Annotated in this window: 24 protein-coding genes; 14 read left to right on the top strand and 10 right to left on the bottom strand. The window is 62.2% G+C overall.

What is annotated here, in order from left to right:
* The 3 genes from CWO89_RS47015 to CWO89_RS21260 form a co-directional block, all read left to right on the top strand.
* A partial coding sequence (locus tag CWO89_RS47015) for a hypothetical protein (protein WP_207234531.1) occupies nt 1-189 on the top strand: 189 nt, incomplete at its 5' end.
* 46 nt (nt 190-235) lie between these two features.
* The gene (locus CWO89_RS21265; RefSeq protein ID WP_130580689.1) at nt 236-1,162 is read left to right on the top strand and encodes a quinoprotein relay system zinc metallohydrolase 2; all 927 of its coding nucleotides are present in this window, start codon (nt 236-238) and stop codon (nt 1,160-1,162) included.
* Between the two features lie 59 nt (nt 1,163-1,221).
* Nucleotides 1,222-2,052 carry a quinoprotein dehydrogenase-associated SoxYZ-like carrier gene (locus CWO89_RS21260; RefSeq protein ID WP_130580688.1) on the top strand — a complete coding sequence of 277 codons (831 nt, stop codon included), beginning with the start codon at nt 1,222-1,224 and terminating at the stop codon, nt 2,050-2,052.
* Nucleotides 2,053-2,164: 112 nt separating this feature from the next.
* Here the strand turns inward: CWO89_RS21260 and CWO89_RS21255 are convergent, their stop codons facing one another.
* Nucleotides 2,165-2,524 carry a hypothetical protein gene (locus CWO89_RS21255; protein WP_130580687.1) on the bottom strand — a complete coding sequence of 120 codons (360 nt, stop codon included), beginning with the start codon at nt 2,522-2,524 and terminating at the stop codon, nt 2,165-2,167.
* A gap of 84 nt (nt 2,525-2,608) precedes the next feature.
* Between CWO89_RS21255 and CWO89_RS21250 the strand changes: the two genes are divergently transcribed.
* The 4 genes from CWO89_RS21250 to CWO89_RS21235 are packed head-to-tail and all read left to right on the top strand — an operon-like array spanning nt 2,609 to nt 5,423.
* Nucleotides 2,609-3,589 carry an ABC transporter substrate-binding protein gene (locus tag CWO89_RS21250; protein ID WP_130580686.1) on the top strand — a complete coding sequence of 327 codons (981 nt, stop codon included), beginning with the start codon at nt 2,609-2,611 and terminating at the stop codon, nt 3,587-3,589.
* A 3-nt stretch (nt 3,590-3,592) separates the two neighbouring features.
* Complete coding sequence (locus tag CWO89_RS21245; protein WP_130580685.1) at nt 3,593-4,330, top strand: ABC transporter permease; 738 nt, start codon at nt 3,593-3,595, stop codon at nt 4,328-4,330.
* Entirely contained in the window at nt 4,320-5,030 is a 711-nt protein-coding gene (locus tag CWO89_RS21240; protein ID WP_130580684.1) for an ABC transporter ATP-binding protein, read from the top strand. The genes CWO89_RS21245 and CWO89_RS21240 overlap by 11 nt, the downstream gene beginning before the upstream one ends.
* Nucleotides 5,031-5,069: 39 nt before the next feature.
* Entirely contained in the window at nt 5,070-5,423 is a 354-nt protein-coding gene (locus CWO89_RS21235) for a hypothetical protein (protein WP_130580683.1), read from the top strand.
* A gap of 2 nt (nt 5,424-5,425) precedes the next feature.
* Here CWO89_RS21235 and CWO89_RS21230 read toward each other — a convergent pair whose 3' ends face one another.
* Nucleotides 5,426-5,662 (bottom strand): hypothetical protein, encoded by a 237-nt coding sequence (locus tag CWO89_RS21230; protein WP_130580682.1) that lies wholly within the window; start codon nt 5,660-5,662, stop codon nt 5,426-5,428.
* 106 nt (nt 5,663-5,768) lie between these two features.
* Nucleotides 5,769-6,602 (bottom strand): DUF6662 family protein, encoded by an 834-nt coding sequence (locus CWO89_RS21225; RefSeq protein WP_245476424.1) that lies wholly within the window; start codon nt 6,600-6,602, stop codon nt 5,769-5,771.
* A gap of 209 nt (nt 6,603-6,811) precedes the next feature.
* On the opposite strand from CWO89_RS21225, the gene CWO89_RS21220 reads away from it, so the two are divergent.
* A complete protein-coding gene (locus CWO89_RS21220) occupies nt 6,812-7,120 on the top strand; it encodes an EthD family reductase (RefSeq protein WP_130580681.1) in 309 nt (102 codons plus the stop codon).
* Between the two features lie 98 nt (nt 7,121-7,218).
* On the opposite strand, the gene pqqA is transcribed toward CWO89_RS21220, so the two are convergent.
* The 4 genes from pqqA to CWO89_RS21195 all read right to left on the bottom strand — a co-directional run bounded on the left by pqqA (nt 7,219) and on the right by CWO89_RS21195 (nt 9,762).
* Nucleotides 7,219-7,299, bottom strand: a complete 81-nt coding sequence (gene pqqA / locus CWO89_RS21215; RefSeq protein WP_130580692.1) for a pyrroloquinoline quinone precursor peptide PqqA — start codon at nt 7,297-7,299, stop codon at nt 7,219-7,221.
* A gap of 254 nt (nt 7,300-7,553) precedes the next feature.
* Entirely contained in the window at nt 7,554-7,880 is a 327-nt protein-coding gene (locus tag CWO89_RS21210; RefSeq protein ID WP_130580680.1) for a hypothetical protein, read from the bottom strand.
* A 404-nt stretch (nt 7,881-8,284) separates the two neighbouring features.
* Complete coding sequence (gene lanM / locus CWO89_RS21200) at nt 8,285-8,683, bottom strand: lanmodulin LanM (RefSeq protein ID WP_130580678.1); 399 nt, start codon at nt 8,681-8,683, stop codon at nt 8,285-8,287.
* A 98-nt stretch (nt 8,684-8,781) separates the two neighbouring features.
* Nucleotides 8,782-9,762 carry a helix-turn-helix domain-containing protein gene (locus CWO89_RS21195; RefSeq protein WP_130580677.1) on the bottom strand — a complete coding sequence of 327 codons (981 nt, stop codon included), beginning with the start codon at nt 9,760-9,762 and terminating at the stop codon, nt 8,782-8,784.
* A 374-nt stretch (nt 9,763-10,136) separates the two neighbouring features.
* Between CWO89_RS21195 and xoxF5 the strand changes: the two genes are divergently transcribed.
* The 6 genes from xoxF5 to CWO89_RS21165 all read left to right on the top strand — a co-directional run bounded on the left by xoxF5 (nt 10,137) and on the right by CWO89_RS21165 (nt 17,678).
* A complete protein-coding gene (xoxF5, locus tag CWO89_RS21190; RefSeq protein WP_130580676.1) occupies nt 10,137-11,942 on the top strand; it encodes a lanthanide-dependent methanol dehydrogenase XoxF5 in 1,806 nt (601 codons plus the stop codon).
* Between the two features lie 102 nt (nt 11,943-12,044).
* The gene (locus tag CWO89_RS21185) at nt 12,045-12,533 is read left to right on the top strand and encodes a c-type cytochrome, methanol metabolism-related (protein WP_130580691.1); all 489 of its coding nucleotides are present in this window, start codon (nt 12,045-12,047) and stop codon (nt 12,531-12,533) included.
* A gap of 44 nt (nt 12,534-12,577) precedes the next feature.
* Entirely contained in the window at nt 12,578-13,687 is a 1,110-nt protein-coding gene (locus CWO89_RS21180; protein WP_130580675.1) for an S-(hydroxymethyl)glutathione dehydrogenase/class III alcohol dehydrogenase, read from the top strand.
* A gap of 139 nt (nt 13,688-13,826) precedes the next feature.
* The gene (gene gfa, locus CWO89_RS21175) at nt 13,827-14,390 is read left to right on the top strand and encodes an S-(hydroxymethyl)glutathione synthase (protein WP_130580674.1); all 564 of its coding nucleotides are present in this window, start codon (nt 13,827-13,829) and stop codon (nt 14,388-14,390) included.
* Nucleotides 14,391-14,905: 515 nt separating this feature from the next.
* A complete protein-coding gene (locus tag CWO89_RS21170; protein WP_130580673.1) occupies nt 14,906-15,358 on the top strand; it encodes a (2Fe-2S)-binding protein in 453 nt (150 codons plus the stop codon).
* A gap of 1 nt (nt 15,359) precedes the next feature.
* Nucleotides 15,360-17,678 carry a xanthine dehydrogenase family protein molybdopterin-binding subunit gene (locus tag CWO89_RS21165; RefSeq protein ID WP_130580672.1) on the top strand — a complete coding sequence of 773 codons (2,319 nt, stop codon included), beginning with the start codon at nt 15,360-15,362 and terminating at the stop codon, nt 17,676-17,678.
* A 96-nt stretch (nt 17,679-17,774) separates the two neighbouring features.
* Here the strand turns inward: CWO89_RS21165 and CWO89_RS21160 are convergent, their stop codons facing one another.
* The 3 genes from CWO89_RS21160 to CWO89_RS46005 form a co-directional block, all read right to left on the bottom strand.
* Nucleotides 17,775-19,502, bottom strand: coding sequence for a methanol/ethanol family PQQ-dependent dehydrogenase (locus CWO89_RS21160; protein ID WP_130580671.1), 1,728 nt, complete (start codon nt 19,500-19,502; stop codon nt 17,775-17,777).
* 91 nt (nt 19,503-19,593) lie between these two features.
* Nucleotides 19,594-20,169, bottom strand: coding sequence for a QcrA and Rieske domain-containing protein (locus CWO89_RS21155; RefSeq protein ID WP_349644894.1), 576 nt, complete (start codon nt 20,167-20,169; stop codon nt 19,594-19,596).
* Nucleotides 20,170-20,282: 113 nt separating this feature from the next.
* Nucleotides 20,283-20,450: a hypothetical protein gene (locus CWO89_RS46005; protein ID WP_165421263.1), complete on the bottom strand. Its 168-nt coding sequence runs from the start codon at nt 20,448-20,450 to the stop codon at nt 20,283-20,285.
* Nucleotides 20,451-20,784 lie beyond the last annotated feature (334 nt).

The raw sequence follows: 20,784 nt of genomic DNA, 5'->3' as shown, positions 1-20,784 counted from the left end.
GAGCGTGATGACTTTTCTTCGAATCGTCATCCCGCTCTAGCTCTTTGTTTGAGCATGATCTTTTTCGGAAAACCGGTGTCCACTTTTCCGGATCATGCTGTAGCCATAGATTGCCCGGCACGTCACGGCGTGCAACAGCTTCGTGATGATCTCGCCCGGCGTGCTGCAGCGCAAACAGGCGCGATGTGAATGCGAAACGGCCGATGCCGCTTCGCGCATGGACTTGGGCGGAAACATGGCTCGTATCGTCTCGCTGATCACACTCATCGCTGCAGTCTGCCTATCGACCCTAGCGCGGGCGCAGGAACAAGAATTGCCTGTGAGCGAAGTCGCGCCCGGAATATTGGTGCATATCGGCGAGATCGCCCTGATGACCGGCGACAATGAAGGCGCCATTGCCAACATCGGATTTGTCGTCGGCGACAGCGCCGTTGCCGTGATCGATACCGGCGGCAGTGTCCGCGAAGGACGGCGATTATTGGCCGCCATCCGCGCCCGCACCGACAAGCCGATCCGCTATGTCATCAACACCCACGCCCATCCCGATCATGCCTTCGGCAACGCGGCGTTTGCGGGTGCTGGAACCGTTTTCGTCGGCCACAAGAAGCTTCCCGACGCGCTGACCGCACGAGGCCAGTTCTATCTCGACGCCTTCCGCCGGACGATGGGCGCGGAACTGATGGATGACGTGCGCATCGTGCCGCCAACGATACTGGTCGACGGCAGCCTCGCCCTCGATCTCGGTGGACGATCGCTCACGCTGCGAGCATGGCCGACTGCGCATAGCGATAACGATCTCACCGTGTTCGATGAGAAGACCCGGACCTTGTTCGCCGGCGACCTCGTATTCGTCACGCACATCCCGGTCGTGGACGGCAGCATCAAGGGCTGGCTCGCCATCCTCGGCGAGCTTGCCGCCCTGCCCGCGCAGCGCGTGGTTCCCGGTCACGGGCCTGTGAGCGAATGGCCCGCGGGGCTGGCCGATGAACGCCGCTACCTCGAGACGCTGGCAGCCGACGTGCGCGCGCTGATCGCCAAGGGCAAGCCGATCACCGCTGCCGCCGAAACCGCCGCGGCATCGGAGCGGCCGCGCTGGAAACTGTTCGACGACTACAACGCCCGCAACGCAACTGCAGCATTTTCGCAATTGGAGTGGGAATAGGTTTGGCGAGGCCGTATAGTGGAGGCGTTGCTTCCATCGTCGCCGCGGGGAGAACGACCATGTTCGGAGCACCTTTCCGTCTGCTCTGCGTCGCCGGCCTGCTCAGCAGCATCGCATTTGGCGCACGCCTTGCGCCCGCGGTGAGCGCCGAGGCCTATGATCCCTGGCCGGGCCTGGTCCAGGACATCTTCAACAATCGCCCGATGAGCGACGGCAGCAACATGATCGCGATCGAGATGCCGGCCCGTGCGGAAGATGCCGCAATCGTGCCGGTGACGCTGCGCAGCAAGCTCGCGCCCGACGACACCCGCCGCGTGCGGGCGATCACCCTCGTCATCGACCAGAATCCGGCGCCAATGGCGGCCAAGTTCGAGCTTGGGCCGGACGCCAACGTCACGGAAATCTCGACCCGCGTGCGCATCAACAACTACACCGACGTCCATGCCGTGGCCGAACTCACCGACGGCAAGCTTTATATGGTGAAGACTTACGTGAAGGCGTCGGGTGGCTGCGCTGCGCCTGCACTGAAGAACGCCGAGGAGGCCAAGGCCAGGCTCGGCCAGATACGATACCGGCAGCTTTCGAAACCTGGTGAAGGTTCCACGAGCGGAGCCCGGGAGGCGCAGGTCATGATCGGCCATCCCAACAATTCCGGCCTGCAGATGGACCAGGTGACCCAGCTTTATATTCCCGCCTTCTATGTCGACCGGCTGCAGCTCTGGCAGGACGACAGCCTGGTGCTGACGATGGAAGGCGGAATCTCGATCTCCGAGGATCCCAATATCCGCTTCACCTATGTCTCGAATGGCGCCAAGCGTTTCCGCGCTGAGGCCAAGGACACCGACGGCCACGTATTCGAGCACGAATGGAAGATCGATTCGGATAGTTGAACGGCCGGGCTCCGCCCTTATTTTGTTTTGACGCGTTTTCTTCACGCGAACCGGTATCCACCCACGGATCAAGTCCGAGGGCAAGCTTCGCTCGAAAACGCTCTGGCCGGTCTCAGAAGCACCTGACTTCAGCTTCGGCCTGGGCCCGCCGGAGATCGTTGAGGGCATTGGTCGCCTGTTCGGACGTGCGGAACGGCGAACCCATATCGCCCCTCACCTGGGACAGGCTCAGCACCGTCTCGGCGGTGACATAGCGGTCATAGGGAATCAGCGACGCGACCACGTCGATCGAGCACGAGCATTGCTCGATGGCGTGCCGTGTCTCGCCATTCGCCTTCAGGCAGCCGAACACGTATTCCGCGCGGGCGGCCGTCGGATAATCGTTGACCTCCTCGCCACCCGCGATCGCCGCGGTTGCCGCGAATACGATCAAAGCGGCGACAATAGGTCGTACCGGTCCCGCACGCGTCATAGCCATCCTCCCGCTTTCAATGGCGCAAGCTATGCTATGACTACGTGATAGAAAAGAACACGTTCGAGGAAACGGCTCAACAAAATGAGTGCCATCATTCGCACGCTGCTGGTTGCCGCGGTTCTTGCGGTGACGCCGCTCGCCGCCTGCTTTGGCGCAGACACGATCCGCGTTGCAGTGCAGAAAACGGGCACCTTTGCCTGGGAACTGGCGGTCATCCGCGCGCATGGCCTCGACAAGAAGGCCAATCTCACGATCGAGGCCACCGAGCTCGCAAGCCCCGAGGCGGGCAAGATCGCGCTCCGCGCCGGCAATGCCGACGTCATGGTCTCCGACTGGCTGTGGGTGTCGCGCGAGCGCATGCTCGGCGCCAAGCTCGCTTTCTATCCCTATTCGAGTGCGCTCGGCGCGGTGATGGTGCCGACCTCATCGCCGATCCGTTCGCTCACCGATCTCCGGGGTCGCAAGCTCGCCGTTGCCGGCGGGCCGATCGACAAGAGCTGGCTCCTGCTGCAGGCATCCTTGAAACAGGAAGGCCTCGACCTGAAGTCGGCGGCGACCATCGTCTATGGCGCGCCGCCGCTGCTCGCGGCCAAGGCCGTAGGCGGTGAGGTCGACGCCGTCGTCAATTACTGGAATTTCTGCGCCGCGCTGGAAGCCAAGGGCTTTCGCCGCCTTGCCGGCATCGAGGATATCCTGCCGAAACTCGGCGCCAAGGGCCGCATCGCGATGGTCGGCTATGTCTTCGACGAAGGCTGGGCCAATGCGAACCGCGACGCGGTCGAGCGCTTCATCACGATGACCCGCGCGGCCAAGGAGATCCTTACGAAGTCCGACGACGAATGGGAGAAGATCGCGCCGTTGACCGGCGCGGCGGACGCTGCAACGCTGCATGCCTATCGCGACCGCTATCGTGAAGGAATTCCACACCGCCCGATCGCGGACGAAGAGGCCGACGCACAGGTGCTCTACCGGGTGCTCGCCAAGATCGGCGGCCGCGAACTGGTGGGATCGGCAACGGAGCTTGATCCCGGCACGTTCTATCACGCGATATCAGGAGATTGAGCCGTGGTGCGCCTTCTGTCCTTCCTCCTGTTCCTTGCGACGTGGTGGATTGCGGCGCTCCTGATCGGTGACGTGAAGCTGCCGGCGCCGCCGGCAGTGCTGGCGGTGATGCTGAGAGAAGCAGCATCCGGCGCGCTGTTCATCAATCTCGGCGTGACCCTGGCGCGGGTGGCACTGTCCTTCACGCTCGCGATGGCGCTGGGCGCCGCCATCGGCTACCTGATGGGCCGGGTCAAGCTCGCCGACCGGATCGGCGATCCCTGGCTGATCCTGCTGCTCAATCTGCCCGCGCTCGTCGTCATCGTACTCGCCTATATCTGGGCGGGGCTCACCGAGGTCGCCGCGATCGCGGCCATCGCCGTCAACAAGCTGCCGACCGCGGTCGTCACGCTGCGCGAGGGCGCGCGGGCGCTGGACCGCTCGCTGGACGAGATGGCAAGCGTGTTCGCGATCCCGCGCGGGAGAGCGTTCCGGCATGTGATCCTGCCGCAGCTTAGCCCCTATATCGCAGCCGCCGCGCGATCGGGGCTCTCGCTGGTATGGAAGATCGTGCTGGTTGCGGAATATCTCGGACGTCCGAACGGCGTCGGCTTCGAAATCGGCGTCGCCTTCCAATTGTTCGACATTCCGCTCCTGCTCGCCTATTCGCTGACCTTTGCCGCGGTCGTGCTGGTGATCGAGACGGTGCTGGTGCAACCATTCGAAGTACGCTCATCCCGGTGGCGGCCCCGTGCAGCTTGAGGTCGATATCACCGGTAAGCATTTCGAGAATGCGGCGGGCGAGCGGCACCACGTGCTCGCCGGCATCAAGTTCTCGCTTCCGGCCGGCGAAGTCGGCGTGTTCGTCGGCCCTTCCGGATGCGGCAAGAGCACTGTGCTCAAGATCCTGACTGGCCTCGACCACGATTATCAGGGAAAGGTCTCGCGGCCGGCCACAGCAAGGCTCGGGATGGTATTCCAGGAGCCGCGGCTTCTGCCGTGGCGATCGGTCGAGGACAATATCCGGCTTGCCGCGCCACACATTGACGAGAAGCGGTTCTCAGAACTCTTCTCCGTCCTGGAATTGACAGAGCATCGCAGCCATTTCCCCGGCGAGCTCTCGCTTGGCCTTGCGCGCCGCGTCGCGCTCGCGCGGGCCTTCGCGATCGAGCCGGATTTCCTCGTTCTCGACGAGCCCCTGGCTTCGCTCGACGACGCCCTCGCCGCCCACCTGCGCGAGCAGATCGCAACGCTGGTGGAAAGCCGTGTGATGATAACGCTGCTGGTGACGCATAATCTCGACGATGCCGTTTACCTTGGCGACCGGCTGTTCCTGCTGTCGGCACGGCCGGCCAGGATTCTGCAGGAAGTGCCGATCCCGACACCGCGCGCGGGACGGAGCGCTGCCGAGATCAACCACATCAAGGCCGACCTGGTGCGGCGGCGGCTTGCAAAGATATGAGACGCGGTCTTCATATTGAGAAAAACTTGGGAGGTCACGATGCCGCGCCGATTGATTGCTGTCGCCATTCTGCTGGTCGCACTGCCCAGCGAACTCAGCGCGCAGGGCAAAGGTAAAGGCATCAGGCTCTGGAATCTCACGACGTCGACCATCTCCGGCTTCCAGCTTTCGCCGGCCGGCAAGAACGATTGGGGTCCCAACCAGACCCTGAATGACAAGGACAAGGAGGTCGACCACGACGAGCGGCTGCGCATCGTTGGGGTCGAGCCAGGACGTTACGACGCCAAGGTGAGTTATGCCGGCGCCAGGCAGTGCTTCGTCCGCGACATCGAGATCAAGGCCGACGCGGTGTTCTCGATCTCTGACAAGGATCTGAAGGACTGCAACAAATAGGGTCAGCCCGCGATCGGGGCCGCCCCCTTCTCCGCTCGATCATGGCTGTGCGGATATTCGCAGCGCCATTTGACCGCGGTCCATTTCGGATGCTCGCCGACCCATTGCGCAATATAGGGCGGCGCTGCCATCGCGCATTGCTGCGGCGAACCGTTGAAGGAGAACACGAGATGGGTCTCCTCGCAGGTGGCGGGCGACAGCACGGCACAGACGGTCACGATGAGATCAATCGGATTCATGCCTCAAATCCCTGCTGCTCGGGTAAAGCAATAGCACTACGAGCTACGTCGGCGGCAAGGCCAGGTTTCGCCTCACCGTGAAAGCCAGAACCACCGCCGGAGATTCCTAGAAATTCATGCCAAATACAAGCCGGGCCTGATGACGCTCGAAATTGACCAGATCGAGCGCCGCAGCCGATCCGGACGGACGGCCCCAGGCCTGCACGCTCCAGGCCGCGGTCAGCCGCGAACGCTCCGAGAGCTGGAGATAGGCGACCGGACCGATGAACAGGGCCTGCCCCTCGAACTCGTTCAGCCCGATCCCATCATAGCGGCGGAAATAGCGCGCCTCGCCGCCAACGAAAACGCCGGGCTTGATCTGCGCCATCAGGCCGACGGCCGCGCCCACTGTCACCTCCTGCTCCGCGGCGCGCGAGGCAAGAAAACGCGTCCATTCAGGCTGGTAGATGAAATTGAGTGCCGCGATCAGGAAGTTCGGTACCAACTCGCGATCGAAGGCCAACCGCAATTCAGTGCCGAAATTGCGGATGCGATCGGCCGTGGTCTCGTCGATCCGGTCAGAGTGGCTTTCCACTGCGAGGGTCAGGCCGAACGGCGCCGTCTCACGGTCGAGAAATCGGTAACGGACGTCCAACGAGAGACCCTGCCAGGTCAATTGGCGCCGATCTTCAAGGCCGGGAATGCCGTAGATCTGGTGCGCCACAAAGGCACCGCCGAGCTCGATGCGGATGTCGCGGGCCGGCACGAATTCCACTTCGAACTCCTGGGCAACCGCACGATAGCCGCCGCCATTCCTGGAAAAGCGTCCCGTGGTCTCGGTCTGGAATTCGCGCTCGCCGACATGCCCGATGTCGGTGCCGATCAGGAAGCCGAACAGATGCTCGGTATCGATTTCCTCGGCACGCGCGACGACGGCAGCAAGCAGTGTGAAAAAGCACACGGCAGCCGCCCGGAGCATCGTTGCGCGAAAAGACATTCCAGTCCCGAGAGCGAATCGAAAGCGTCAGCAGCGCTGACAAGAAAACCCCTACCACAACGTCCAGTCGAGCGGCAGCGATTGGAAGCTTGATTGCATGGACCATTTCGGCTGCAATGCAAGACCCGGGAAGGGCCCGCGGAAGAACAATCGCTTCAGGGAGAATAAACCGAATGGCACGAGTTCTGGTACTTTATAAGACGCCGAAAAGCGCCGAGGCATTCGACAAATATTATGCATCGGTGCACATTCCGCTGGCCAAGAAGATCCCGGGACTGAAGAAATACGACATCAGCACGGCTCCGCTCAGGATGCCAGCGGGCGAGAGCAACGTCCACCTTGCTGCAACGCTGTATTTCGACTCGCTCGACGCGCTGAAGGCAGGCATGGGATCAGCGGAAGGAAAGGCCGCAGGCGCGGACCTCGCCAACTTTGCCGATGGCGGCGCCGATCTCTACATTTTCGATACGAAGGAAGTTTGAGGGCGTCTCACATAGAGCCCAACGAATGTGAGCCCAACGAATTCGCCTGCCGCGGCTTGCGCAGATAGCGCTGCGCGAGCCGGGCAGGCGCTCGACGCTTACTTGCGCGATGCGCAGGCGTACATGTTGATTTCCATGCCGGCCTGCACTTCGACGATCTTCGGAGTCTTCCAGCTCATTCGATCCTCCCAAATGGCTTGGCGCGAGGTTCACGCCAAGGTCGAACCTATGGCCAGCGCGCGCGTGGCGCAAGTGGACAAGATCGACCAGCGAGCGCATCTGCGCCGCAGTTGAGCGCCGATAGTTCCCTCCTGGGCAAACCAGTTCCCTCTTGGGCCAAGTCTGTCAGTTGGGCACACACTCACACACGGACGCCTCCGCGCTCAATCGCACGATGAAGCGTGAGGCGTGACGCTTTTCAAGGGCCCCGCGTTCAGCAATCGTTGTCCTTGCTCGCCATTTGGCCTTCGGGCTTCTTACCTTCAGCTTGTTGTGCTGCCGTCGGCTCGCCCTGCATCTGCCGTTGCACGTCCTGCGAGGACGTGGCCACATCTCCGGTGGCCCTATTCATCGTGCTGGTCGGCGGATGCTCCTTGTCGCTCGCCATGCCTGTTGTGGTCTGGCTGCTGGTCGATGCCGGGCCAGAACCTGCATCCTTATTGGCGCTTTGGCCTTGGGTATTGCAGGGACCTGCCAGCGCGGCGCCGGCGCTCAACACCAGGACGGAGCAACCCGCGAAAATGATGCGTCTTGTGCTCATGTCTCATCTCCTTCTCGAATCGGCGCGCGCCCCTGCGCGCCGGTATCACGGAAGAACCGAAGCACGCGTCCCAGGTTCCGGGTGGCGAGGTGAAATCCGATGCTGTTCAATGCCGCCGTTCACGCCGCATTAGTTGCAAGCGCTTTTTGAGGCCTCGCATGAGAACATTGTTCCGCGTTTTGCTCGTTCCATTCATCATGATCGCTGTTGCGTCGCCAGCCGCCGCCGAAAAACGGCCTCAGTCCGGGCGGACGCAGGTGCCGGCAACGCTGACCGGCAAGGAACGGCTCGGCAGGAAATGGATGGACGAGCAGCGGATCGATAATTGCAACGTTCCGCCCGACAAGCGTGGCTCCAGGCCGCGGCCTCTAGCCTGCGCGCACGGGCCTGCCAGCTAGCAAGTCCTATCGCAATAGCTGTAGCAGAGCGCGACCGGCGGGCGACTGCAATTCCTTGGCGTCAAGTGTTCCATCCTTGTCCGGATTCGCCGCGTTGAAGCGCTGCTCCACGACCGCAAGATATTCATCAAGCGTCAGCGTTCCGTCGTGGTCAGGATCGGCAGCCGCCAGTTCCTTGGCGCTTAAGCGGCCGCGCAGTTCTCGCGCATCGAGCGTGCCGTCATGATCCCGGTCCAGTTTGGCAAACAGCGCCGATGCCGCCTTCTTCACCTCGGCCAGATCGAGGGTGCCATCGTTATCGGTGTCGAACATCTTGATCGGATCGGCGCGTTTCGGCGCGGCCAGAGCCGGCGCCGAAAACACTGCAGCGGCCAATATCAAGACAACAAGACCACGCAATTTCATCTCTCATCTCCCTTGGCAGAGCCTGCACGGCAAGGGCGGCAGAGAAGCTTGCATAGATAGCGGAGCGCACGCCGGCCGCCCACGGCGCGCTTTACGATCTAGTCCGAGGTTGCGGAAAATTCCGCGGCGGAGCCGACCTGCTGCTGCCGGTGGACGGCTGATGGCACGATGCCGAAATACTTCCGGAACACGCGGCTGAAATGCGAGGAGCTGGAAAAGCCCCAGGAGAATGCGACGTCCGTGATCGTCTTGCCGGGCTGCGCTTCCAGTTCCTCGCGGCAATGCTGCAGCCGCGCGCGCCAGATATAGTCGCTCACGGTCATGCCGCGCTCGCTGAACAGCATGTGCAGGTAGCGTTTGGTGCAACCTAGCGCGGTCGAGATCTGGTCGATGGAGAGATCCGGATCGCGCAGGTGTTCGCGGATGAAGAACTGCGCACGGATATAGGTCGCCTCCGCACCGCCATGATTGAACGTCGTCTCGGCTTCACGCAGCGGCAACAGCAACAGATCGATCAACGAATCGGCGACGCCCATCGCATTGTAGGGGGACAATCGACTCGCCTCGGAAAAAGCCGCATGCACGAAATCGTAGGCGATGCGGCCGGTGCCGCTGCGGGCCGAGAGCTTGCAGGCCGGCATCCGCGCCGAACGGAAACCGCGCTCCTGCAACAGCGCCTTCGGCACGATCACGACCTCATGCCGCGTCAGCGACGGGCTGATGATGGTGTGTGGGCTGGAAACGTCGTAGGCGAGGCAATCGCCGGGAACGAGCTCGAAATGGCGGCCATCCTGCTCGAAATAGGAGATGCCGTGGGTCTGGAACAGGATCTTGATATAGGGATGGTCGCTCAGTTTCGAGCGCGCGTTCACATGTGCGATACGGTGCTGACTCACCTCGATCTGGCAGAGTTTCAGCCGCGAGACTGTGGTGTAGTTGACCCGTGCCTCGAGCGACGAGGCGTCCATCGGATCGACATCAAACCGGCCGCATAGATCGGTCAGTGCGTCTGTCCAACATTGAACCTGCTTCTTCGGCGTCAATCCGGAGGTAGTGAGCGAACGGACGGTATCGGGCATATCCAGCCACCGATTCGAGATGAAAGCGTGACTGCTCGCCGCAAGAGGCTTTGGTCACCGTGAAGTACCGTTACCTCAATCTTAATGCGGTCTTTGACCCCTGAGCAGCGTTCCTCCTGACAACCTAGAGGGTTAATCCTCGACTTTACTTCAAGTGCCGTCAAGGAAAATCAGTCTCGTGCGCCCGCGGCCGGCGTCACGCCGCGCGCCACCGCACTGCACTGCAAGCAAAAAAGTTCTTCGAGTTTCACTTCTGAGCAAGCCGCCCTTCTCTCTTGGGCAAGTCGCGCGTCAACGAAGGGGATAGGAGGAGGAACCAAAAAAATGGGCCGTTTCGATGGAAAGCGGAAGGTCATCATTGGGAGGAAATCACTATGCGCAAGGTGCTAATCGCGACCTCTCTCGGCGCCGTGGCGGCGTTAGGCGGAGGTATTGCCAGTGCCAATGAAGAACTCAGCAAGATGGCGCAAAACCCGAAGGACTGGGTTATGCCGACGGGTGACTATGCCAACACGCGCTACTCGAAGCTGAATCAAATCAACGCCTCGAACGTCGGAAAGTTGCAGGTCGCCTGGACATTTTCGACCGGCGTGCTGCGTGGCCACGAGGGCGGGCCGCTGATCATCGGCAACATGATGTACGTGCACACGCCCTTCCCGAACAAGGTCTACGCGCTTGACCTGTCGCAGGACAACAAGATCGTCTGGAGGTACGAGCCGAAGCAGGATCCGAACGTGATCCCGGTCATGTGCTGCGATACGGTGAATCGCGGCCTGGCCTATGGCGACGGCAAGATCTTCCTGCACCAGGCCGACACCACGCTGGTGGCGCTCGACGCCAAGACCGGCAAGGTGGACTGGACCGCCAAGAACGGCGATCCCGGCAAGGGTCAGACGGGCACCTCCGCCCCAATGGTCGTGAAGGACAAGGTCCTGGTCGGCATCTCCGGCGGCGAGTTCGGCGTGCAGTGCCACCTCACCGCCTACGACACCAAGAGCGGCAAGCAAGTCTGGCGTGCCTTCTCCGAAGGACCTGACGACCAGATCATGGTCGATCCCGAGAAGACCACTGCTCTCGGCAAGCCGGTCGGCAAGGACTCGAGCCTCAAGACCTGGCAGGGCGACCAGTGGAAAGTCGGCGGCGGCTGCACCTGGGGCTGGCTAGCCTACGATCCGTCGCTCGACCTCGTCTACTACGGCTCGGGCAATCCATCGACCTGGAACCCGAAGCAGCGTCCGGGCGACAACAAATGGTCAATGACTATCTTCGCGCGCAACCCGGATAACGGCACGGCCAAATGGGTCTATCAGATGACCCCCCATGACGAATGGGACTATGACGGCGTCAACGAGATGATCCTGACCGACCAGCCCTTCAACGGCCAGGAGCGCAAGCTGTTGACGCATTTCGATCGTAACGGCATTGGTTATACGCTCGATCGCACCAACGGCGAATTGCTCGTCGCCGAGAAGTTCGACCCGAAGGTCAACTGGACCAGCGGCGTCGATATGAACAAGAGCTCGCCGACCTATGGCCGGCCGAAGGTCCTCGACCAATATTCGACCGACAAGCAGGGCGAGGATGTCAACGTCAAGGGCATCTGCCCGGCCGCGCTCGGCACCAAGGACGAGCAGCCGGCAGCCTACTCGCCGGAGACGCAACTGTTCTACGTGCCGACCAACCACGTCTGCATGGACTATGAGCCGTTCAAGGTAAGCTACACCGCGGGTCAGCCCTATGTCGGCGCGACGCTCTCGATGTATCCGCCTCCCGGCGAGTCCCACATGGGCAACTTCATCGCCTGGGACAACAAGACCGGAAAGATCGTCTGGTCGAACAAGGAGCAGTTCTCGGTCTGGTCAGGCGCGCTTGCGACCGCCGGCGGCGTGGTGTTCTACGGCACGCTCGAAGGCTATCTCAAGGCGGTCGACGCCAAGACCGGAAAGGAGCTCTACAAGTTCAAGACTCCCTCCGGCATCATCGGCAACGTCACGACCTATGATCAGGGTGGCAAGCAGTACGTGGCCGTGCTGTCCGGTGTTGGCGGCTGGGCGGGCATCGGCCTTGCTGCCGGCCTGACCGATCCGACCGCCGGTCTGGGCGCAGTCGGCGGCTACGCGGCGCTGAGCAACTATACCGCCCTCGGCGGAACGCTCACCGTGTTCTCCCTCCCGCAGTGAGCCGAACGTCGTTCCGGCGCGTGGACCATCCACGCGCCGGTTTTGCCTGTATCTGATCTTGAGGACATGCTCTTGCGTAAAAGCTGGTTTGTAGTTGCGGCGATGATCATCGCCGTATCTGGAGGATTCGCCTTTGCCGACGATGCGGTCGATCCGACCGCCGTGAAGGAAGAGAACGGCAAATATCTGGACAAGGAAGGTAACCCGACCTTCAAGGTCGCAGCCGACGGAGCGGTAGATTGGTACACCTACTCCGGATACCGGCGCTATCATTCGGAGTGCCATGTCTGCCATGGCCCGGACGGCATGGGTTCGACCTATGCACCGGCACTGGCGAGTTCGCTGAAGACCATGAGTTATGCCGATTTCCTCGGCGTCGTCGCCAGCGGCCGCAAGAACATCAGTACCGCACAGGAAAATGTCATGCCGGCGTTCGGTGACAATCCAAACGTCGCCTGCTACATGGACGACCTCTATGTCTACCTGCGCGCCCGCGCGAATGACGCGGTGGGGCGCGTACGCCCCGCAAAGCATGAAGAGAAGCCCGCCGCCTATAAGCAGGCGGAAGAGTCCTGCATGGGCAAGAACTGAAGCTGCGGAGCGCGGGCGACAACACGCTTTACGGAGAGATCAACATGAAGACACGCGCTGCCGTCGCATTCGAAGCCAAGAAGCCGCTTGAGATCGTCGAGCTCGACCTGGAAGGCCCGAAGGCCGGTGAAGTCCTGGTCGAGATCAAGGCGACCGGCATCTGTCATACCGATGCCTACACGCTTGACGGCTTCGACAGTGAGGGAATCTTCCCTTCCATCCTCGGCCATGAGGGCGCCGGCATCGTCCGCGAGGTCGGTGCGGGCGTGACCTCGGTGAAGCCGGGCGATCACGTGATCCCGCTCTACACGCCCGAATGCCGGCAGTGCAAAAGCTGCCTGAGCCAGAAGACCAATCTCTGCACCGCGATCCGCGCCACCCAGGGCAAGGGCGTGATGCCGGACGGTACGTCGCGCTTCAGCTACAAGGGCAAGACCATCTACCACTATATGGGCTGCTCGACCTTCTCGAACTACACGGTGCTGCCGGAGATCGCGGTGGCGAAGATCCGCGAGGACGCCCCGTTCGACAAGAGCTGCTATGTCGGCTGCGGCGTGACCACCGGCGTCGGCGCCGTGGTCAACACCGCCAAGGTCACGCCAGGCTCCAACGTCGTGGTGTTCGGCCTCGGCGGCATCGGGCTCAATGTGATCCAGGGCGCCAAGATGGTCGGCGCGGACAAGATCATCGGCGTCGACATCAACGACTCCAAGGAAGATTGGGGCCGCCGCTTCGGCATGACGCATTTCGTCAATCCGACGAAAGTCGGCGGCGATATCGTCCAGCACCTGGTCGGACTCACCGAAGGCGGCGCCGACTACACCTTCGACTGCACCGGCAACACCAATGTGATGCGCCAGGCGCTGGAAGCCTGCCACCGCGGCTGGGGCGTCTCCGTGATCATCGGCGTTGCGGAATCCGGCAAGGAGATCGCCACCCGGCCGTTCCAGCTCGTGACGGGACGGGTCTGGAAGGGCACGGCCTTCGGCGGCGCGCGCGGCCGCACCGACACGCCGAAAGTCGTCGACTGGTACATGAACGGAAAGATCCAGATCGATCCAATGATCACCCACGTGCTCAAGCTCGAGGAAATCAACAAGGGATTCGACTTGATGCACGAGGGCAAGTCGATCCGTTCGGTCGTCGTCTACTAGGGCGTGATCCGAATCCGGAGGGCCGCGTCGGCGGAAGCGGACCCGGCTCCCCGGAAGGGTCATGCTCCAGCAAAAGGTGGAACGGGATCACGATGTCCCGTTCCAGAATCAACGTGTCAAACACTAGGAGGATTGACCCATGACTGTTCATCTCCACCCGTCGATTGACAACGGCGTCCAGAAGGGCTCCGGCAGCTTTGCCGGCGGCACGCTGGTCTGCGAGTGCACGGACCGACCGGTGAAAGTGGCGATCAAGGGCGACGTCGCCCATAATCACGCCTGTGGCTGCACCAAATGCTGGAAGCCGGAAGGAGCGATGTTCTCGGTCGTTGCGGTGGTGCCGAGACAGAACCTGACGGTCCTGGAAAATGGCGACAAGCTGCAGGTCGTCGACCCCGCGGCCGTGATCCAGCGCTATGCCTGCAAGGACTGCGGCACGCATATGTACGGGCGGATCGAAAACAAGGCGCATCCGTTCTATGGCCTCGATTTCATCCATCCCGAGCTGTTCGAGGAAAGCGGCTCGGCGGCGCCGGGATTTGCTGCGTTCGTCTCGTCGGTGATCGAGTCCGGCGCCAAGCCGGAGGACATGCCGGCGATCCGCGGCCGGCTAAAGGAATTGGGACTCGAGCCCTATGACTGCCTGTCGCCGGCATTGATGGATGCGATCGCGACCCACGTGGCGAAATCCAAGGCCGCTTAACAAGGCTGCCTGATTTGCCCCGCGCTCCCGCTGGCGGTGCTCGACCGCCAGCGGTGCCATTCGCGCCCGCACCGCAGCATTTAGCCGCACGCGCCTATCCTTCATATTGCTTCCGTGAATAGGTCAATTCCGCCCTTTTCCCGATCCGCGCCTGCCCGGCGGCGGTGCATTTTCGCCGGCCGCGTTTGCAAAAATATCCTGACGATCTCATATCATCGACGGTCGGCCCCGCTTTTGACAAACGGCAAATGCAGAACACCGGGCTGTGAAGTCACTGTCGCATCGGTTTCTGGTAGCATTTGTTTTTCCCGATGCGCGCGGGCGGCGCATTTCATTTGAACATAGCAAAGGAGCAGCCGGACACGGACTACCGATCGTGCAACGGGCTCCCCTTAAGCATCTCCAAAGGACCGGCCCGCCGTACGAGACCCAGGAGTGGTCGCGAGCGTAGGGAGAAATATGTTCTCGTTCGTGGCCTGGAAACATCAACAGCTTAAGAAGAGCGAGGGACGATCATGGTCAAGTTGAAGATTAATGGTCAGGAACAGAATTGGGATGGCGATCCCGATCTTCCGCTACTCTGGTTCATCCGTGACGAAATAGGGCTCACCGGCACCAAATTCGGTTGTGGTCAGGCGCTGTGCGGCTCCTGCACCGTGATCATCGATAAGCAGGCGGTGCGCGCCTGCATCACCTCGGTTTCGGATGCGGCCGGACGCGAGGTCACCACCATCGAGGGCCTGCATCCGACCGGTGATCACCCGGTGCAGAAGGCTTGGCGCCAGGTCAACGTGCCGCAATGCGGCTATTGCCAGGCCGGCCAGATCATGCAGGCCGCCGCGCTGTTGACGGACAATCCAAAACCGTCGCACGACCAGATCCGCGAGGCCATGTCCGGCAACATCTGCCGCTGCGGCTGCTACCAGCGGATCGAGAACGCGGTTCATCTCGCATCGACGGGGGTGTGACATGAATATCCTCACCAATCCCAGCAGGCTTCGTGGTTTCGAGAAGCACATCAAGATCGAGAACGTTTCGCGGCGCAGTATCCTGAAGACCTTGGGGCTGGCCGGCGGGTTCGTGCTCGCTGCGCCCGTGATGATACGTCCGAGCTTTGCCTACGAGACCGGCGCGGGGAAGATGCCGCACGGCGTCGTGGTCGACCCGCGCGTCTTCGTGTCGATCGCGCCGGACGGCATTGTCACGATCATCGCGCACCGCTCCGAGATGGGAACCGGTGTGCGCACCAGCCTGCCGCTGATCGTGGCCGAAGAGCTGGAAGCCGACTGGTCGCGCGTCCGCGTCCAGCAGGCGCATGGCGATGAGGTCAAGTTCGGCAACCAGGACACCGACGGCTCGCGCAGCACGCGGCACTATCTGATCCCGATGCGCCAGATCGGCGCCTCGGCGCGCACTATGCTCGAGCAGGCCGCCGCAAAACGCTGGGGCGTGCCGGCAGGCGAGGTGAAGGCCGTTAATCACGAAGTGGTCCATAGCGCGAGCGGGCGCAAGCTCGGCTTCGGCGAACTGGCGGCCGATGCCGCAAAGGAGTCGGTACCGAGCGTTGAAGGCTTGAAGCTGAAGAACCCGAAGGACTTCCGCTATCTCGGCAAGGGCGAGATTGGCATCGTCGACCTCCACGACATCACGACCGGTGCCGCTCATTATGGCGGCGACGTACGGCTGCCCGGCATGAAATATGCGGTCATCGCGCGTCCCCCGGTGACCGGCGGCAAGCTCGTCTCCTTCGATCCCGCCGACACGCTGAAGGTCTCCGGCGTCGAGAAGGTGATGGAAGTGAAGGGATGGCCGTGGCCGTCGAAATTCCAGCCGCTCGGCGGCGTGGCCGTGATCGCACGCAACACCGGCGCGGCGATCAAGGGCTGCAACGCGCTGAAGGTGACCTGGGACGACGGCGCCAATGCCAAATACGACTCGGTCGCCTATCGCGCCGAGCTCGAGGCGGCCGCGCGCAAGCCAGGCCTCATCGTGCGCAAGGAGGGCGATGTCGAGGCGGCGTTGAAGAGCGCCGACAGGGTCATCGTCGGCGAGTACTACCTGCCGCATTTCGCCCATGCCAGCATGGAGCCGCCGGTCGCGGTCGCCAACGTCAAGGGTGACAAGGCGGAGGTCTGGGCTCCCGTGCAGAGCCCGGGCGGAACGCGCGAGGACGTCGCCAAGACGCTCGGCATCCCCGAGGAGAACGTGACCGTCAACGTCACGCTGCTCGGCGGCGGTTTCGGGCGGAAGTCGAAATGCGACTTCGCGCTTGAGGCCGCGCTGCTCTCGAAAGAGCTTGGGGTGCCCGTGAAGGTGCAGTGGACGCGCGAAGACGACGTGCGCCACGACTTCCTGCACACGGTGTCCGTCGAGCGGATCGAGGCGGGCCTCGACAAGAGTGGCAAGGTGATCGCCTGGCGCCATCGCAGCGTGGCCCCGTCGATCGCTTCCACGTTCGCCGCCGGGACCGTCCACCAGGCGCCGTTCGAGCTCGGCATGGGATTGATCGACAATCCGTTCGAGATCGCCAACCTGCAGTGCGAGAATCCGGAAGCGGCCGCGCATACCCGCATCGGCTGGTTCCGGTCGGTGTCGAACATCCCGCGCGCCTTCGCGGTGCAGTCCATGGTCGCCGAAATCGCCCAAGCCACCAACCGCGATCCGAAGGATATGCTGCTGGAGCTGATCGGTTCGCCGCGGATCGTCAATCTTTCCTCGGTGAAGGATCCCTGGAACTATGGCGAGCCCTATGACAGCTACCCGATCGACACCGCGCGGCTGCGCAAGGTGGTCGAACTGGTTGCCGACAAGGGCGGCTGGGGACGCTCGGTGCCCAAGGGCCATGGCCTCGGCATCGCGGTGCACAGGAGCTTCGTCAGCTACATCGCGACCATCGTCGAGGTGGCTGTCGACGACAAGGGCAAGCTGACGGTGCCGCGGGTCGACACCGCGATCGACTGCGGCACCTACGTCAACCCCGAGCGCATCCAGTCGCAGATCGAGGGCGCGGCGATCATGGGCCTGAGCCTCGCCAAACATGGCGAGGTCACCTTCAAGGACGGCAAGGTGCAGCAGGGCAATTTCGACGATTACCCGGTGATCCGGATCGACGAATCCCCTGCCGTGACCAATGTCTACATCGTGCCGCCCGCCAGCCCCGATACGCCGCCGAGCGGCGTCGGTGAACCCGGCGTGCCGCCATTCGCGCCGGCGTTGATCAACGCGATCTTCGCCGCGACCGGCAAGCGCATCCGCGCGATGCCGATCGGCAAGCAACTGGAGGCGTAAGGCCGAACGCAAGCAGTTCATCGATCAACTGATCCCTAAAGAAGAGCGGCGGACCTTTCGGTCCGCCGCTTTTTTTACTGGCTGTCCTGCCCGTCGCTATTTCTTGACCGCGAACACCCAGACGACGCCGCCCTGGGGAACGTTGTTCTCCACGCCGACATTCTGGGTGGCCAAGGCATCCTGGATGCGCTGCGCGTCGACGCCCCAGCCGGACTGGATCGCAATATACTGCGTGCCGTCGACCTCATAGGACATCGGCATGCCCATGATGCCGGAATTGGTCTTCTGCTCCCACAGCAGTTCGCCGCTCTTGGCATCGAAGGCGCGGAAGTTACGATCGTTGGTGCCGCCGGCAAAGACCAGATCGCCCGCGGTCGCCAGCACCGAACCGAACAGTTGCGATTTCGGGAAGGTGTGCGACCAGGCCTTCTTGCCGGTGGCCGGATCCCAGGCCTGCAACTCGCCCATGTGAGTGGCGCCCGGGCGCACCGTCAGACCGATGTCCTCCGGCTTGGTGCCGAGCCAGAGCTGGCCGGGAACCAGCGGTGTTTTCTCGCCGGAGAAGCCGCCGCAGAAATTCTCGTTGGCGGGAACGTAGACGAGCTTGGTCTTCTGGCTATAGGCCGCCGACGGCCAATCCTTGCCGCCCCACAGTGACGGACAGAATTCGACCCGCTTGCCGAGCACCGGCTTGTGCTCGGGATCGACGATCGGCCTGCCGGTCTCCTTCTCGATGCCTTTCCAGACATTGGTGTACACGAACGGCCAGCCGCTGACGTAATTGATCTGTTCGGGCTTCGCTTCCAGGATCCAGAAGATCGCATCGCGTCCGGGATGAATGAGCGCCTTGAACGGACGGCCTTCCCGTTCCAGGTTGACCAGGATCGGCGCCTCGACCTCGTCCCAGTCCCAGGAATCGTTCTGGTGATACTGGAAGTGGGTCTTGATCTTGCCGGTGTCCGGGTCGAGCGCCAGCACGGAGCTGGTGTAGAGATTGTCGCCGGCATGCGCCGAGCCGGGCCATGGCGCAGCGTTGCCGACGCCCCAATAGACCGTCTTGGTGTCCTTGTCGTAATTGCCGGTCATCCAGGCCGATCCGCCGCCGGTCTTCCAGTCGTCGCCGCTCCACGTCTCGCTGCCGGGCTCGCCGGGTGCGGGAATGGTGAAGGTGCGCCACAATTCCTTGCCGTTGTTGGCGTCGTACGCGACGACGTAGCCGCGCACGCCGAACTCGCCGCCGGAGCCACCGACGATAACCTTGCCGTCGACGACCAGCGGCATCAGGGTCATGTACTGGCCCTTCTTGTAGTCCTGCACCTTCGTATCCCAGACCACCTTGCCGCTCTTGGCATCGAGCGCGACCACATGGTCATCCGTCGTGGCGAGATAGAGCTTGTCCTGCCACAGGCCGACGCCGCGGCTGGTCGGATGCAACTGGAACAGGTCTTCCGGAAGCTGCCGCTTGTAGCGCCAATATTCGTCGCCGGTCTTGGCGTTGAGCGCGATCACCTGCCCCATCGGGGTTGCAACGAACATCACGCCGTTGTTGACGATCGGCGGCGCCTCGTGGCCTTCGATCACGCCGGTGGAGAAGGTCCATACCGGGGTCAGGCTCTTGACGTTCGAGGCGTTGATCTGCTCGAGCGGGCTATAGCCCTGCCCGTCATAGGTCCGCCGATACAGCATCCAGTTGCCCGGCTCGGGATTTTCGAGACGCGCCGAGGTCACCGGGCTGTAATTCTCGATCGGGCCGGCCACTGCGGCGGTTGAGACAAGGCACGCGAACGCCGTTGCACTCGTGAGAAGCCATTGTTTCCTGCTCATTAGATGCTACCTCCCTGCTCTGTTTTTCATTTACGATCTTCACAACTTTTGGTTGTATAAACCCAATTCGATCGCGTTGCCTGATCCTTCCTCAAACACCTACCTTTCCTACGAACGCCGCAGACACGGCGAGCGAACCGTCAGTGAGAGCCAACGGAAGCGCCGCCAGACGACGGGTTGCCGGCCCGAACACGACGTCCGCGCTGTGCCGCGGGTCATATTCGGAATTGTGGCAAAAACACTTGAGGACCTTCTCGTCGCTTTCGGCCGCCTTCACCCAGCCGGTGATCGGACATCCGGCATGCGCGCAGATCACTGAATAGGCGACGATGCCGTCGGCCGAACGCGCGCGCGTGTCATCATCGAGTTCATCGGGATTTAGCCTGATGACAAGCACTTCATTCAAACGCGAACCTTTGCGGACCACCGAGGTGGCGGGATCCTTCGGCCAGGCGCGTACCGGCGGGCCGCCTGGCTTGAGATCGTCGGACTTGATGACTTGGCCGGCGCGGTCTCCTTCGGAGAGAACGAGGAGATCGCCTTTCTTCGGCCGCTCGTTGCTGCCGGGCTGATCCTCTTGCGCCGCAGCAGGCCCGGTGGCCGCAACGCAGGCGCCGGTGGCAAGAACCTTCAGAAGCGAACGACGTGTCTGGTCTGGATGGTGCATCTCGAGTTCCATCTTGGGTTGAGGTGTAACACCGAGCTTGAATTCAGACCCGGTGCAAATGAGCGCCGGAACTCTGCCGAAAAGAAGGCAATCAACGACTCCGTCGAAGCGAGTCATTCTTTCTCTCGCTGCTCGTTGTTGGCAGCAGCCGCGATGCTCAAGCTCTCATCACGCACGAGCAGCAATGCGTCAATGATGAATTGCGCGTCAGCTTGGACGTTCCTGAATTTGTGCGGCGCGCCAAGCAAAGTGTGCAATGCGCGTGCAGATGACAGCGCCAATTGTAATAGCCCGCTAACACATCCTCGCTCGTGCCCGGCGCGAGGGGAAATTCCGATTCAGTTGTCAATCAGCCGTAGGGTGGGCAAAGCGCAGCGTGCCCACCATCAAGCACTCCGCTCGTAATGGTGGGCACGCTTCCCTTTGCCCACCCTACGACGCCGTCGCAGGATCGTAGGATGGGTAGAGCGGGAGCGAAACCCATCATTCAGGCCGCTTGCTTCATCGCGATGGGTTTCGCTTCGCTCTACCCATCCTACGTTTGATTCAAACAGCGTGAGGGATGTGAGTCCGCATTCTCGCGGCGCATTGCGTCCGAGCTTTGCATCACTTTCC

Source organism: Bradyrhizobium sp. Leo170 (assembly GCF_004296405.1).
GTDB lineage: Bacteria > Pseudomonadota > Alphaproteobacteria > Rhizobiales > Xanthobacteraceae > Bradyrhizobium.
This window is presented reverse-complemented; position numbering and strand designations above follow the sequence as displayed.

Bases quoted from the DNA above. Each gene is read 5' to 3' on its own strand.
- CWO89_RS21250 (WP_130580686.1), top strand. From the start codon at position 2,609: ATGAGTGCCATCATTCGCACGCTGCTGGTTGCCGCGGTTCTTGCGGTG.
- pqqA (WP_130580692.1), bottom strand. From the start codon at position 7,299: ATGAGCTGGAAGACTCCGAAGATCGTCGAAGTGCAGGCCGGCATGGAA.
- CWO89_RS21260 (WP_130580688.1), top strand. From the start codon at position 1,222: ATGTTCGGAGCACCTTTCCGTCTGCTCTGCGTCGCCGGCCTGCTCAGC.
- CWO89_RS21155 (WP_349644894.1), bottom strand. From the start codon at position 20,169: ATGCACCATCCAGACCAGACACGTCGTTCGCTTCTGAAGGTTCTTGCC.
- CWO89_RS21195 (WP_130580677.1), bottom strand. From the start codon at position 9,762: ATGCCCGATACCGTCCGTTCGCTCACTACCTCCGGATTGACGCCGAAG.
- CWO89_RS21230 (WP_130580682.1), bottom strand. From the start codon at position 5,662: ATGAATCCGATTGATCTCATCGTGACCGTCTGTGCCGTGCTGTCGCCC.
- CWO89_RS21180 (WP_130580675.1), top strand. From the start codon at position 12,578: ATGAAGACACGCGCTGCCGTCGCATTCGAAGCCAAGAAGCCGCTTGAG.
- CWO89_RS21160 (WP_130580671.1), bottom strand. From the start codon at position 19,502: ATGAGCAGGAAACAATGGCTTCTCACGAGTGCAACGGCGTTCGCGTGC.
- CWO89_RS21185 (WP_130580691.1), top strand. From the start codon at position 12,045: ATGATCATCGCCGTATCTGGAGGATTCGCCTTTGCCGACGATGCGGTC.
- gfa (WP_130580674.1), top strand. From the start codon at position 13,827: ATGACTGTTCATCTCCACCCGTCGATTGACAACGGCGTCCAGAAGGGC.
- lanM (WP_130580678.1), bottom strand. From the start codon at position 8,683: ATGAAATTGCGTGGTCTTGTTGTCTTGATATTGGCCGCTGCAGTGTTT.
- xoxF5 (WP_130580676.1), top strand. From the start codon at position 10,137: ATGCGCAAGGTGCTAATCGCGACCTCTCTCGGCGCCGTGGCGGCGTTA.
- CWO89_RS21255 (WP_130580687.1), bottom strand. From the start codon at position 2,524: ATGACGCGTGCGGGACCGGTACGACCTATTGTCGCCGCTTTGATCGTA.
- CWO89_RS21265 (WP_130580689.1), top strand. From the start codon at position 236: ATGGCTCGTATCGTCTCGCTGATCACACTCATCGCTGCAGTCTGCCTA.
- CWO89_RS21170 (WP_130580673.1), top strand. From the start codon at position 14,906: ATGGTCAAGTTGAAGATTAATGGTCAGGAACAGAATTGGGATGGCGAT.
- CWO89_RS21165 (WP_130580672.1), top strand. From the start codon at position 15,360: ATGAATATCCTCACCAATCCCAGCAGGCTTCGTGGTTTCGAGAAGCAC.
- CWO89_RS21210 (WP_130580680.1), bottom strand. From the start codon at position 7,880: ATGAGCACAAGACGCATCATTTTCGCGGGTTGCTCCGTCCTGGTGTTG.
- CWO89_RS21220 (WP_130580681.1), top strand. From the start codon at position 6,812: ATGGCACGAGTTCTGGTACTTTATAAGACGCCGAAAAGCGCCGAGGCA.
- CWO89_RS21235 (WP_130580683.1), top strand. From the start codon at position 5,070: ATGCCGCGCCGATTGATTGCTGTCGCCATTCTGCTGGTCGCACTGCCC.